This window comes from Streptomyces oceani, assembly GCF_001751245.1.
In the GTDB taxonomy this organism is placed as follows: Bacteria; Actinomycetota; Actinomycetes; order Streptomycetales; family Streptomycetaceae; genus Streptomyces; species Streptomyces oceani.
The window spans coordinates 153,685-167,313 of sequence record NZ_LJGU01000121.1; the positions used below are offsets into that span (position 1 = coordinate 153,685).

Annotated in this window: 13 protein-coding genes; 6 read left to right on the forward strand and 7 right to left on the reverse strand. The window is 68.5% G+C overall.

Annotation, left to right across the window (positions count from 1 at the left end):
- Nucleotide 1: 1 nt before the first annotated feature.
- The 3 genes from AN216_RS12420 to hemL form a co-directional block, all read right to left on the reverse strand.
- Entirely contained in the window at nt 2-604 is a 603-nt protein-coding gene (locus tag AN216_RS12420) for a TlpA family protein disulfide reductase (RefSeq protein WP_070196718.1), read from the reverse strand.
- A gap of 124 nt (nt 605-728) precedes the next feature.
- On the reverse strand, nt 729-1,436 hold the full coding sequence (locus AN216_RS12425) for a histidine phosphatase family protein (protein ID WP_070196739.1): 708 nt from the start codon (nt 1,434-1,436) through the stop codon (nt 729-731).
- Nucleotides 1,437-1,483: 47 nt separating this feature from the next.
- Complete coding sequence (hemL, locus tag AN216_RS12430; protein ID WP_070196719.1) at nt 1,484-2,800, reverse strand: glutamate-1-semialdehyde 2,1-aminomutase; 1,317 nt, start codon at nt 2,798-2,800, stop codon at nt 1,484-1,486.
- A 116-nt stretch (nt 2,801-2,916) separates the two neighbouring features.
- Here hemL and AN216_RS12435 point away from each other — a divergent pair, with 116 nt between their 5' ends.
- The gene (locus AN216_RS12435; protein ID WP_079166526.1) at nt 2,917-3,465 is read left to right on the forward strand and encodes a hypothetical protein; all 549 of its coding nucleotides are present in this window, start codon (nt 2,917-2,919) and stop codon (nt 3,463-3,465) included.
- Between the two features lie 13 nt (nt 3,466-3,478).
- Here the strand turns inward: AN216_RS12435 and AN216_RS12440 are convergent, their stop codons facing one another.
- The 3 genes from AN216_RS12440 to AN216_RS12450 all read right to left on the reverse strand — a co-directional run bounded on the left by AN216_RS12440 (nt 3,479) and on the right by AN216_RS12450 (nt 7,975).
- The gene (locus AN216_RS12440; protein WP_070196720.1) at nt 3,479-4,024 is read right to left on the reverse strand and encodes a tetratricopeptide repeat protein; all 546 of its coding nucleotides are present in this window, start codon (nt 4,022-4,024) and stop codon (nt 3,479-3,481) included.
- Nucleotides 4,025-4,226: 202 nt separating this feature from the next.
- Complete coding sequence (locus AN216_RS12445; RefSeq protein WP_420855720.1) at nt 4,227-5,975, reverse strand: BCCT family transporter; 1,749 nt, start codon at nt 5,973-5,975, stop codon at nt 4,227-4,229.
- A gap of 233 nt (nt 5,976-6,208) precedes the next feature.
- Complete coding sequence (locus AN216_RS12450; RefSeq protein ID WP_244502435.1) at nt 6,209-7,975, reverse strand: BCCT family transporter; 1,767 nt, start codon at nt 7,973-7,975, stop codon at nt 6,209-6,211.
- Nucleotides 7,976-8,286: 311 nt separating this feature from the next.
- Between AN216_RS12450 and AN216_RS12455 the strand changes: the two genes are divergently transcribed.
- Entirely contained in the window at nt 8,287-8,622 is a 336-nt protein-coding gene (locus AN216_RS12455) for a YnfA family protein (protein WP_070196722.1), read from the forward strand.
- Nucleotides 8,623-8,667: 45 nt separating this feature from the next.
- Entirely contained in the window at nt 8,668-9,429 is a 762-nt protein-coding gene (locus AN216_RS12460; RefSeq protein ID WP_070196723.1) for an SDR family NAD(P)-dependent oxidoreductase, read from the forward strand.
- A gap of 69 nt (nt 9,430-9,498) precedes the next feature.
- Here the strand turns inward: AN216_RS12460 and AN216_RS12465 are convergent, their stop codons facing one another.
- Nucleotides 9,499-10,692, reverse strand: a complete 1,194-nt coding sequence (locus AN216_RS12465; RefSeq protein ID WP_070196724.1) for an RtcB family protein — start codon at nt 10,690-10,692, stop codon at nt 9,499-9,501.
- A gap of 216 nt (nt 10,693-10,908) precedes the next feature.
- On the opposite strand from AN216_RS12465, the gene AN216_RS12470 reads away from it, so the two are divergent.
- The 3 genes from AN216_RS12470 to AN216_RS12480 form a co-directional block, all read left to right on the forward strand.
- Nucleotides 10,909-11,865, forward strand: a complete 957-nt coding sequence (locus AN216_RS12470; RefSeq protein ID WP_107401970.1) for a hypothetical protein — start codon at nt 10,909-10,911, stop codon at nt 11,863-11,865.
- Between the two features lie 85 nt (nt 11,866-11,950).
- Entirely contained in the window at nt 11,951-12,634 is a 684-nt protein-coding gene (locus AN216_RS12475; protein WP_070196726.1) for a hypothetical protein, read from the forward strand.
- A gap of 173 nt (nt 12,635-12,807) precedes the next feature.
- On the forward strand, nt 12,808-13,629 hold an 822-nt coding region (locus AN216_RS12480; RefSeq protein ID WP_139140911.1), incomplete at its 3' end, for a DUF2637 domain-containing protein.

A 13,629-nucleotide genomic window follows, 5' to 3' on the forward strand; every position in this document is an offset into this window, starting at 1 on the left:
CTCACTTCTTCGCCAACAACGGCTTGAGCATGTCGCGGAGTTCGTCCTCGCCGAGTTCCTTCAGCGCTCGCACCGCGATCTTCCCCTCCCGGTCCAGCACCAGTGTGGAGGGGATGGTCTGCGGAGAGAGCGTGTTGTCCGGGAACTTGAGGATGTGCTTGCCGCTGGGGTCGTACAGGCTCGGGTAGTCGATGTCGTAGCTGCGCTCGAACGCCTTCGCGTTGGCCTTGTCCAGGTCGCGGGTGTTGATCCCGACGAACTGCACGCCCTGGTCCTTGGTGTCCTCGGCGACCTTGGCCAGGTGCGGCGCCTCGGCGCGGCAGGGTGCGCACCAGGAGCCCCAGACGTTCAGTACGACGACCTCGCCCCGGTAGTCCGACAGCTTCAGCTTGTCGCCGTCCACCGTCTCGCCGGAGATGTCCGGCGCGGCCTGCCGCTTGCCCTTCGGCACCTTGGTGACCTGGCCGGTGCCCTGGACGAACTGGGTGTCGCCGGACGAGGAGCCGAGTTGGTCGTCACCGCATCCGGACAACACCAGCGCACCGACCACGGCCCCGGCGATCATCAGGGTGGTGCGGCGGTGAGAAGCACGGACTCGGAACATGTGAAAAGTTTCGCATGCGTCATTCGGGGATCTTCCGCACCCCCCTGGGCCGGCGTACCAGCGCAGCGCACGCGCCCCACGGCGGCCCACCACCGCCCGTGCCCGTCGATGCCGACCCGCCGGCTCAGGCGCCGACGCCGCCCGCGCCGCGTACCGGCTTGGCACCCGCCAGCAGATGCGCGGGCACCAGGTCGCGGGCCGGCTCGCGGTAGCCGACCGAGACGATGCGGGAGCCGAGGTAGGTGAAGCTGGTCAGCGAGGCCAGGGTGCACTGCCTGGCCCGCGGGTCGTGCCACAGCCGACGGTGCTCGACGTGGCTGCGCAGCACCCAGATCGGCAGCTGGTGGCTGACGCACACCGCCTCGTGTCCGTACGCCGCGTCCCGTGCCGCGTCCAGCGCGCTACGCATCCGCACCACCTGGTCGACGTACGGCTCTCCCCAGGAGGGGCGGAACGGGTTGCGCAGGTGCGACCAGTTGGCCGGCCGCCGCAGCGCGCCGTCACCCACGCCGAAGGCGCTGCCCTGGAAGATGTTGGTGGCCTCGATCAGGCGCTCGTCGGTGCCGGCGGTGAGGCCGTGGGCCTTCGCGATCGGGCCGGCGGTCTCCTGGGCTCTCTCCAGCGGGCTGGAGACCACGGCGGTGACGTCCCGTTCCGCGAGGTCCTCCGCCACCCGGTCGGCCATCCGCCGGCCGAGGTCGGAGAGGTGGTAGCCGGGCAGCCGCCCGTACAGGATTCCCTCCGGATTGTGCACCTCGCCGTGCCGCACCACGTGTACGACCGTCACGGTCTTGCCGTCCTCGGTGGGGTCAAACGTCTCGGCACTCTGCATCTGGTCGCTCAACTCCCCGCTCCCGCGGTCGTTCCGGTGGTGGCTGGTCATGCTGTCGCTCCCGCTGCGGCGCGGGCTGCGGCGGGCAGGGCGTCCGCGACCCGCTCCAGCGCGCGCTCGTCGTGCGCCGTGGACACGAACCAGGACTCGAAGGCGGACGGCGGCAGGTACACGCCCTGGGCCAGCATCGAGTGGAAGAACGGGGTGAAACGGAAGGACTCCTGGGCCTTCGCCGCGGCGTAGTCACGCACCGGCTGGTCGCTGAAGAACACCGAGAACATGTTGCCCGCGCGCTGAACCCGGTGGGCCACGCCTTCCTTGGTCAGCGCCTCGGTGACCAACTCCCGCAGTCGTGCGGAGACCGTGTCCACCGTCTCGTACGCCGAGTCGTCCAGCAGCCGCAGTTGGGTGACACCGGCGGCCGTCGCGACGGGGTTACCGGACAGCGTGCCCGCCTGGTAGACGGGGCCGGCCGGGGCCAGGTGCTCCATCACGTCCCGGCGGCCTCCGAACGCGGCGGCGGGGAAACCGCCACCCATCACCTTGCCGAAGGTCATCAGGTCCGGAGCGACGCCGTCGAGGCCGTACCAGCCCTGGCGGCCGACCCGGAACCCGGTCATGACCTCGTCCGAGACGTAGAGCGCGCCGTGTTCCCGACACAGGTCCCGCAGGCCCGCGTTGAAACCGTCCAGCGGCGGCACGATGCCCATGTTGCCGGGCGACGCCTCGGTGATCACGCAGGCGATCTGATCCGGGTGCGCGGCGAACGCGTCGCGTACGGCGGCGAGATCGTTGTACGGCAGCACGATCGTGTCCCCCGCCTGCGCCCCGGTGACTCCCGGGGTGTCCGGCAACCCGAGGGTCGCCACTCCGGAGCCGGCGGCGGCCAGCAGGGCGTCGACATGGCCGTGGTAGCAACCGGCGAACTTGACGACCTTCGCGCGACCGGTGAAGCCACGCGCCAACCGGATCGCGGACATGGTCGCCTCGGTGCCGCTGGAGACCAGCCGCACCTGCTCCACCGGGTCGATCCGGTCGACGATCTCCTCCGCGAGCGCCACCTCGTCCGCACCCGGCGTGCCGAAGGACATGCCGTGCCCGACCGCGGCCCGTACGGCGGCGAGCACCTGCGGATGGGAGTGGCCGAGGATCATGGGCCCCCAGGAGCAGACCAGGTCGACGTACTCCCGGCCGTCGGCGTCCGTGAGATACGGACCCGTGCCGGACACCATGAACCGGGGCGCGCCACCGACCGCGCGGAAAGCACGAACTGGCGAGTTGACGCCTCCCGGGGTCACAAGGGAGGCACGGTCGAAGAGGGACTGCGATACTGGGGCATCGAACGAGTACGTCACACGAGCCATGGTGGCAGAGCATCCTTCCGTTCGGCGGACGGGCGTTTCATACACGCCTGTGCGGGGAGGTCTCTGACACGATGATCGGGTTGCGCGGCGCGAGCCGCGAGTGGTCGGGTGGTGACATGAAGCGCGGCGGCGGACTGGGCGAGGGTACCGGGGACCTGGAGCCTGAGCGCGCGGGGGGCCGGCATCGGCGGGAAGCGGCGAGAACGGAGAGCAGCGAGGGTGGCGGCCGAGTGGGGGTGACCTACAAGTACTTCGGTGCGCCGGACGGCGCCACCGCCGCCCGGGTGCCGGTCTCGATGCGCCCCGAGGAGCTGGGTGGGGACGAGCTGGGCCAGGGCATGTTCACCAAGATCAAGCCGGAGACCATGGCCGCGATGGTGCTCACCGGCATCGAGGGCATCCCGCTCTACCGGGTGCCACCACTCGAACTCGTCGTGCTGCACCCGGACTACGCCGTGGTGAAGCTCCCGATGACGGTCGTCGATCCGCTGCGCGGCATCGGCGAGGAGTCGGTCGGCGCGGCGGCCTTCATCTGGTCCACGGTGCCGGACCGCTCCGGGCCGCAGGACGCGTACAACGTCTATCAACTGCTGCACGAGTGGCAGGACTTCTCCGAGCGACTGCACCACGCCGGGCACCAGGCGTACTGCCTGGTCTGGCCCTGAGACCGGCGCCGTTTCAGCCTTGCGGTGACGCTTCGGGGTCCGTGCCCTGGGGGCCCGTTCCTTCGGTTGCGGCCACCGCTGCCGCGTACCGGGCGACAGAGCGGTTGTACGCCGGCAGGTGACGCGCCAGAGAGTCCAACGCCAGCGCCGCGGCGGCGCGTTCCCGCCCCACGTCGATAAGGGCCAGCGCGAGGAAGGCACTGATCGCGTCGTTCATCGGATCGGACGGGTCGGAGCGTTCCGCCGTCAGCAGCTCGATGCTGCGTTCCGGTTGGCCAAGCCCGCGTAGGGTGCTGGCGAGTTGAATAACGGCCTGCCTGCGGTGCTCGCCCGCCAGGCCGGCCCACAGCGCCTCCTGATAGAGCGTGACGGCCTCGGCGCCGAGGTCGGTGGCGTCACAGGCCGAGGCGCGTTCGAAGTACGCCCGCGGGTGGCTGTCCGGCAGCTCCGCGGCCAGTTCCGTCATCCGGTTACGGAAGTCGGCGGGCACGTACTCCTCGAAGGCGGACCAGAGTTCGGCTACCCGCCGCTCCCACCCCGGGTCGGTCTCGTAGGTCATCGGCACAGTCTCGCAGAGAACACCTGGCCGGCCGCCAGCCCCAAAACAAGGGTGGCCGCCGCACTCCTCGCTCAGTGCGAGGAGTGCGGCGGCCACCTACAGCCCAAACCGTTCAACGGAGCGAAGCGTCACGGACTTCGAAACCGCGTCACGTCAGTCGTCCCACTACTTACGACGCGGACCACCCGTCGAGCGGAAGCGGTCAGGGTTTCTTGTCCTCAGCGAACTCCTTGGACCCCTTTGCGGTGCTGGAAGGGTCGTTCTTCTCCAGATTCTCCGCGAGAGCGGCTACGGCCTCGTCGACGATCTGCTCCTGCTCCCGCTGATGCTTGGCCTCCAGGTAAGCGGCACGCTCCGCCCGGAACGCCTTCAGCGTCGAGAAGCACATCGCGACCATGACGAAGCTGAAGGGCAGTGCGATGACGATCGCGACCGTCTTCAGGGTGTCGAGCGAGGCGGTACTGCCGGACCCGGAAGCCAGCAGCAGCCCGATGGCGACCGCGCCCTCAATGAGGGCCCAGAACAGCCGGTTCCACTGCGGCGGTTCCGGGTTTCCACCAGCGCTCAGCATGGTGACCACGAAGGAGCCCGAGTCGGAGGAGGTGACGAAGAACAGCACGATCAGCAGCATCGTGATACCGGAGAACAGCGTGCCGCCGGGCAGCTGGTCCAGCATCTCGAACATCGCCGTATTCGTGTTGACCGCGCCTTCGGCGGCGAAGTCGTGTGTCCCGTCCAACTGTTGCTTCAGGCCCGTGCCACCGAAGACGGCGAACCACACGAAGGTGAGCAGGGTGGGCACCAGCAGCACACCGCACACGAACTCGCGAACGGTGCGACCCCGGGAGATGCGGGCGATGAAGATGCCGACGAACGGCGCCCAGGAGATCCACCAGCCCCAGTAGAAGATGGTCCAGCCGTTGACCCAGTCGGTCCCGTCCTCACCGTACGAGCCACCGGTGTCGAAGCTCATGCTGATGACGTTCTGCAGGTAGCCGCCGACGTCCTGGGCCAGGCCGTTGAAGATGAACAGCGTCGGGCCGGCAAACATCACGAAGAGCATCACGACGGCCGCGGTCGCCATGTTGATGTTGGACAGCCACTTGATGCCCTTGCCGATGCCACTCGCGACGGACAGCGTGGCCAAACCGGTGATCGCCGCGATCAGAATCACCAGCAGGGTCTTGCTGTTCGGGTCGTCGACCCAGCCCAGGAAGCCCATTCCGCTGGCGACCTGCATGGCGCCCAGGCCGAGCGAGGTGGCGACACCGAAGAGCGTCCCCACGATGGCGACGGCGTCGATGACGTCGCCCCAGATGCCCTTGATCTTGTCGCCGAGCAGCGGCTCCAGGGCCCAACGGATGGAAACCGGGCGGCCCTTACGGTGCACCGCGTACGCCACGGCGAGCCCGACGACCACGTAGATCGCCCAGGGGTGGATGCCCCAGTGCAGGAAAGTCTGTTGCAGAGCGAACTCGGACTTCGCCGCGTCGCTGCCGCCCGTACCGGGGCGGGGCCCGTCGAAGAAGCTCATCGGTTCGGCGACGCCGTAGAAGACCAGGCCGATACCCATGCCAGCGGCGAAGAGCATGGCAAACCACGAAGCCGTGCTGAACTCCGGCTTCTCGTTGTCCTTGCCCAGCCTGATGTCGCCGAAGCGACCCACACCCAGCCAGATGACGAAGATGACGAAGAACGACACCATCGTCATGTAGAGCCAGCTGAGGTTGCCCACGATGTTGTCGTTCAACGACTGCACGGCCTCGGCTGCGGACTCCTGGCCGATCATGGCGTAGAGCACGAAGGCAAGGATCACGACCGCTGAGGGCCAGAAGACCCGGGGGGCGATGCCAGCCCGGTTAATCCCTCCTGCGCCTTCCGGCGCGTATGGCTCCACTTCCGGTTCGGGCGACTCAGCCCCATTGGATCTTGGCGATTTTTGCGCACCCACGCAATTCTTCCTTGCTTCGTCGGGTATAGGGACAAGGACCGGGACGACGCGGCCCGATGAGCCCGCCTGCCCCGCTACCGCCCTTATAATCATCACGGAGTTATATCGCTACTTGCTGCGGTGGCATGAACACAATGACGTGAACTTCCTCCGGCTCATACGTCAAACCCCGCCCCGGGCGCCTGAGTTCGGGCGTCCGGGGCGGGGTTCATGAGGGCACGAGGTCAACGGCCCTATCCGGAACCGTTTCGCTCCTGACTGCTGCTGTCGCCGTAGGCGGTCACCTCTGCGTCCTCTTCGGCCTGGGCGGCGAGTTCAGCCTCGTCGGCTTTCATCCGCACCTCGTCGATGGACACGTCGTGGCCGGGGCCGATACGCAGCTCGAAGTCACCGTCGTACTTCTCGGCGCCGGTGATGACCGCCAGCTCCACGGCCTCCTCACCCTTCTCGGTGCGCAGGATGAGCGCATCCCGTCGGAGGTCCTTCATCAGCGCGAAACACAGGCCGATCATCACCAGGACGAACGGCACCGCGACAAGGATCGTGAGGTTCTTCAGCCCTTCCAGCGCCTTGTCCCCACCTCCTCCGACCAGCAGCATGATCGCGGCGACGGCACCGGTGGCGACACCCCAGAAGATGACCACCATGCGGTGCGGCTCCATGGTGCCCTTCTGCGAGAGCGTGCCCATGACGATCGAGGCGGCGTCCGCGCCGGAGACGAAGAAGATGCCGACCAGGATCATCACGACCAGCGAGGTGACGCTGGCGATCGGGTACTCCTGGAGCACCTTGAACAGCTGCCCCTCCGGCGTCGCCTCGTCAGTGATCTTCGCGCCCTGCTCCTCGACGTGCATCGCGGTGCCACCGAAGATCGCGAACCAGATCAGGCTCACGACGCTCGGCACCAGGATCACACCGCCGATGAACTGGCGGATCGTACGACCCCGGCTGATCCGGGCGATGAACATGCCGACGAACGGCGTCCAGGAGATCCACCAGGCCCAGTAGAAGACCGTGTAGCCACCCAGCCAGTCGATGATGTCCATGCTGCCCGGGCCGGCCGCGCTGCTCGCCTCGGTACGCCCGGCAAGCTGGGCGAAGTCACCGAAGAACGCGGCGACGGACGTCGGGATCAGGTCCAGCATCAGGACCGTCGGACCGGCCACGAAGACGAACACGACCAGCAGCGCGGCCAGCACCATGTTGATGTTGGAGAGCCACTGGATGCCCTTGGCCACGCCGGACACCGCGGAGAGGATGAAGCCCACGGTCAGGACGGCGATGATGACCACGAGTATCGTCGTGCCGACCTCGGTCATCCAGTCGAGCTCCTCGACACCACTACCGATCTGCAGCGCACCGAGACCCAGCGAAGCCGCCGAGCCGAAGAGCGTGGCGAGGATCGCCAGGATGTCGATGACTCGACCGAAGCCGCCGCTGGCGTTGCGCTCGCCGATCAGCGGGGTGAACACGGCACTGATCGTCTGGCGACGGTTGCGCCGGAAACAGCTGTAGGCGATCGCCAGGCCGACGACCGCGTAGATGGCCCAGGGGTGCAGCGTCCAGTGGAACAGCGTGGTCGACATCGCCGTTTCCATGGCGGCGCCCGCGTCCGCGGGATCGGTGCCGGGCGGCGGGTCGGAGAAGTGGGTCAGCGGCTCGTTCACGCCGTAGAACATCAACCCGATGCCCATGCCGGCGCTGAACATCATCGCGATCCACGAGATGGTCTTGAACTCCGGCTTCTCACCCTCCTTGCCGAGGGTGATCTTGCCGTACCGGCTGAACGCCAGCCACAGCGAGAAGACCACGAAGCCCGAGGCGGCCAGTACGAAGAACCAGCCGCCGTTCTTCATCACGCTGGACAGCATGTCCCCGGACGTGTTGGAGAGCGAGTCCGTGCCGAGCGCCCCCCACAGGATGAACGCGAGCGTGAGCGCGGCGGCGGTGCCGAAGACGACCCTGTCCGTTTGGGGAGCTGGCTCTGAAGAGTGTGGCACGACGGGCGGATCACCCACCGATTCTCTTCCCTCCCGTTTTTTTGACACGTGTTTCGACCTCTCTCATTCCTAACCGAGATACGTCCTCAGGGCCGCTACCCGGCTTGGTTGTCCGCATGCCTAACGGCATGGCCTCGGAAGCGTTACCACCCGGCAGCACACGCAGAGAATTCAAGCAGTATGGCCCCCTATGGTCGCCCTGGATGCCGTTAGCGCTACTTATCCCTTTTGTTAGGTCAGTAGTGCCTGGCGACTATACGACCGTCGGCACACCCTGCCAAACGTCGCCAGCACGGCACTAGCCTTCGGTCATGTCTGTCGCACGCTCCGTCGTCCTCTTCGTACTCGCCGCGCTGTTCGAGATCGGTGGCGCCTGGCTGGTGTGGCAGGGCGTCCGGGAACACCGGGGCTGGCTCTGGGCCGGTGCGGGGGTGCTCGCACTCGGTGCCTACGGGTTCGTCGCCACGTTCCAGCCGGACGCCCACTTCGGGCGCATCCTGGCCGCGTACGGCGGGGTGTTCGTCGCGGGCTCGCTGGCCTGGGCGATGGTCGCGGACGGCTTCCGCCCGGACCGCTGGGACGTGCTGGGCGCGCTGATCTGCCTGCTCGGCGTCGCCGTCATCATGTACGCCCCGCGTGACGGCTGAAGCGCGCTCCGTGTCTACCGAGTCCGGCGGCGTACCCTCCCCCTCATGACCACACGCACCGCTGTCATCACAGGCGCCAGCAGCGGCATCGGCGCCGCCACCGCACGGCAACTGGCCGAGGCCGGGTTCCGGGTCGTCCTCACCGCGCGCCGACAAGACCGGATTGAGTCCCTGGCAAACGAGCTGACCGAGGCAGGTCACGAGGCCGTGGCACAGGTCCTGGACGTCACCGACCGGGCGGCCGTTGACGCGTTCGCGGCCGGATTGGACCGCTGCGACGTGCTGTTCAACAACGCGGGCGGCGCCCTCGGCACCGACCCCGTGGCGCACGCCGACCCGGCCGACTGGCGCCGGATGTACGAGGTCAACGTCCTCGGTGTGCTGCACATGACGCAGGCTCTGCTGCCGGCCCTGGCCACCTCTCCCGGCGGAGAGGGCACCGTGGTCGTCCTCTCCTCCACCGCCGGCCACGGCACGTACGAGGGCGGTTCCGGTTACGCCGCCGCCAAGCACGGCGCGCACGTGCTGGCGGAGACGCTGCGACTGGAACTGTGCGGCCAGCCCGTGCGCGTCATCGAGATCGCGCCGGGCATGGTGCGGACCGAGGAGTTCGCTCTGACCCGCTTCCGCGGCGACCGCGCGAAGGCGGACAAGGTGTACGAGGGCGTGGCCGAGCCGCTGACCGCCGAGGACGTCGCGGACACCGTGGGCTGGGCGGTGACCCGGCCCCCGCACGTGAACGTCGACCTGCTGGTCGTACGGCCGCGCGCGCAGGCCTCGAACACCAAGGTGCACCGGGAGGGCTGAGCCACCCGGCGAGGTGCCCGTGCCAGCCAGGACACGGGCACCGCTTCACCGCTTCACCGCTTCACCGCTTCAACCCTTCACACACACGAGCTGCTTCAGCTTGGCGACCACCTCGACCAGGTCCCGCTGCCGGTCCAGGACCTGGTCGATGGGCTTGTACGCGCCCGGGATCTCGTCCACCACCCCGGAGTCCTTCCGGCACTCCACGCCGCTGGTCTGATCCGCCAGGTCCTGCGCGGTGTACCGCCGCTTCGCGGCGTTCCGGCTCATCCGCCGACCCGCGCCGTGCGAGGCGGAGTTGAAGGCGTCCGCGTTGCCCAGCCCACGCACGATGTACGAACCGGTGCCCATGGAGCCCGGGATGATGCCGTAGTCCCCGCTGCCGGCGCGAATCGCGCCCTTGCGGGTGACCAGCAGGTCCATGTCCGCGTACCGCTCCTCGGCCACGTAGTTGTGGTGGCACGAGATGACCGGCTCGAAGGTCGGCTTGGCCTTCTTGAACTCCCGGCGCACCACGTCCTGGAACAGCTCCATCATCACGGCGCGGTTGTGCTTCGCGTACTCCTGTGCCCAGAAGAGGTCGTGCCGGTACGCGGCCATCTGCGGGGTGTCCGCGACGAAGACGGCCAGGTCGCGGTCCACCAGCCCCTGGTTGTGCGGCAGTTCGCGGGCCACCCCGATGTGGTGCTCGGCCAGCTCCTTGCCGATGTTGCGGGAGCCGGAGTGCAGCATCAGCCACACGGCGCCGGTGGTGTCCGTGCAGAACTCCACGAAGTGGTTGCCGCTGCCCAGCGTCCCCAACTGCTTGGTCGCCCGCTCACGACGGAACCGCACCGACTCGGCCACCCCGTCGAACCGGCTCCACAGGTCCCGCCAACCCGCAGTCGAGAAACCGTGCAGCCGCTCCGGGTCCACCGGCTCGTCGTGCATTCCCCGCCCGACCGGGATGGCCCGCTCGATCCGCGAACGCAGCCGGGACAGGTCACCCGGCAGGTCGTTCTCCGTCAGCGAGGTCCGTACGGCCGACATCCCGCAGCCGATGTCGACACCGACCGCCGCCGGACACACCGCGCCCTCCATGGCGATGACGGAACCGACCGTGGCCCCCTTGCCGTAGTGCACGTCCGGCATCACCGCGAGGCCCTTGATCCAGGGCAGCGTGGACACGTTGCGCAGTTGCTCCATCGCTCCCGGCTCCACCGTGTCGGGGTCCGCCCACATCCGGATGGGCACCCGCGCACCGGACACTTCGGTGTACGACATCTCACTCAACTCCCCGTCAGGCCGGCTCCAAAGCGGCATATTGGTTCACACCGTCGGTCAAAACGCCCCAACAGGAAAAGCCGGACTTCACGCCACATAATCTGCGCGGAACCGGACGGGCGTACGGTGCGTGCGATAAACATTGTGTTCCGCCCACCCCCAACGACGGCAACGCGTTTTCGAACCCGGGAGGCTACGGTGCAGCGGAGGGCCAGGATGTTCGTCACGAGTGCCACGCTGGTGACGGCACTCGTCGGTGGGCTCAGCGCCTGCACCGGCTCCTCCGGCGCGGGCGGAGACTCCGGCGACCCCAAACCGGGCGACAGCTCCGCCACTCCGGCCTCCGCCCCCTCCGGCAAGTACCGCACCCTGCCCGAGCCCTGTGGCGCGGTGAGCGTGGACACCCTGGAGAAGATGCTGCCCGGCGAGACCGCCGACAGCCAGGACGACGACCCCGGCTCCATAACCGACCCGCCGCCCGAAGCGAGCCCGAGTCCGTACGAGGGCGAGGCGTCCGTCACGTACGACACCGACCGGCGCGCCGGCTGCACCTGGAAGAGCACCACCAGCAAGGGCAGCCACCATCTGAGCATCGACTTCGAACGTGTGGTCTCCTACGACCCGGACATCAGCGACGACGAGCAGAGCGAGGCGCTGTACGCCAAACGCGCCGAGAAGGCCGGCGTCGACCCCTCCGCCGAACCCTCCGAGCTGCCCAGCGACTCCCCTTCCCCTTCCTCGAGTTCCTCTTCCTCGAGCGACTCGAGCGACTCCCCGAAGTCCTCGGAAACCTCCGGCTCCTCGGGGTCCCAGAAGTCCTCGGAGGACACCGAGTCGTCGAAGGGCGACCGCAAGTCCGGTGACACCGGCCAACGCAGCGGCGAGACACCACAGACCGTGCCGCCCTCGCCCGGCACGAGCGCGAGCACCCTGGCCGCCCGTACGCTCGACGACGTCGGGGACGCCGCGTTCATCGACGACGAGCTCACCACCACCGGAAGCGGCGTCGCCACCCGCCGGGACGTCCAGCTGACCTGCCGCACCGCCAACGTGCTGGTCACCGTGAAGTACAGCGAGTCGGCCGGCGACGGACACCGCGCCCCGGACAGCGCCGAACTCCAGGAGCAGACAGAGGACCTCGCGCAGCAGCTGGTGGACACGTTCGACGACTGACCTGACGACGCAGCCGAGCCCCCGGGCCCGTACGCCGTAGGCCCCGCTCGGCTCACGAGACCCGATACCTGGAAGTGAAGGAACAATGCACCGAATCGACCCGCGCCTGGCACGTAAGCTCGTCTGTGCGGCGGTAGCCGTGCCCGTGCTGCTGGCGGCCGGATGCTCCTCGGACTCCGAGGAGGAGACGGACGACTCGTCCAGCCCGAAGCCCAGCAAGTCGAAGTCCCTGGAGCCGGTGAAGTTCAAGCAACTCCCCGACCCCTGCGACGCGCTGTCCAAGGACACGGTCAAGGACGTGGTGCCGGGCTCCGAGAAGAAGAAGGGCAAGAACCTCGCCTCCGACGACACCGAGAGCTACGGCTCCTGCCTGTGGAGCGGCGGCAGCGGCAAGAACGACGCCGAGTACCGCGCCCTGACGGTGTCCCTGAAGCGGTACGACTCCGGCGCCTCGCTCGGCTCCGGCGACAAGCAGGCGGGAAGCTTCCTCAAGCAGGAGGTGGAGTCCGTCACGGGCAACGACGACAACAAGAAGATCAAGAACGAACAGCTCGCGGAACTGGGCCAGGAGGCCACCGCGATCAGCTACGAGACCAAGAAGAAGGACCAGGAGTACCGCGTCAACCGCACCATCGCGCGGGACCACAACGTCGTGGTCACGGTGGACTACGAGGGCACCGGCTTCGAGGGCGCGGACCTGCCCTCGGCCAAGGACCTGCGGAAGAAGGCCCAGAAGACCGCCGAGGAGGCGCTCGAGTCCCTGCGTTGACGCGGCCGTCAGTCGCCGGCGGCTGACGGCTGTCGGGCACGACTGGTCCGCCGGGCGAACCCGGCGCCGTGGCACGTCCGTTCGGCGTCCGGGTCCGGGAGCGCCGCCGGATGTGCCAGGCTGGGCCGGCCAGTTTTCGAGGGTGGCCGGTTTCCGAGGGTGGGGGCAGCACAGTGCAGGCCGTACAACTGACCCGTACGCACCGAATACTGATCGGCGTCGTCGTCGCCGGCGCGGTCGTGATCGCGGCGATCGGCTTCGCCGGGTCGTACGCCGCCGTGCGCGACCTCGCCGAGCAGAAGGGCTTCGGCAGCTTCGCGCCGTTCTTCCCGATCGGCATCGACGCGGGCATCGTGGTGCTGCTGTCCCTCGACCTGCTGCTCACCTGGATTCGCATCCCCTTCCCGCTGCTACGGCAGACCGCCTGGCTGCTGACCGCGGCCACCATCGCCTTCAACGGCGCCGCCGCCTGGCCGGACGCGCTGGGCGTCGGGATGCACGCCGTGATCCCCCTGCTGTTCGTCGTCGCGGTGGAGGCCGCACGGCACGCCATCGGCCGGATCGCGGACATCACGGCGGACAAGCACATGGAGGGCGTACGCCTCTCCCGCTGGCTGCTCGCCTTCCCCTCCACCTTCCGGCTGTGGCGCCGTATGAAGCTGTGGGAACTGCGCTCGTACGAGCAGGTCATCGCGATGGAGCAGGACCGGCTGGTGTACGAGGCGCGGCTGCGCGGACGGTACGGCCGCGGGTGGCGGCGCAAAGCGCCGGTGGAGGCGCTGATGCCGCTGCGGCTCGCGCGGTACGGCGTACCGCTGGCGGAGACCGGCCCGGCCGGTCTGGCCGCGGCGGGCATCGAGCCGTCGGCCGTGCCCGGCGGAGCGGGCGGACGTACGGGGCGTACGGGCGCGGGGGCGTACGGCAGGGCGGGGGCACTCGCAGCGGGACACCGGAACGTCCTCGGTGCCCACCACGACGGGGCCACCACCGGCCCG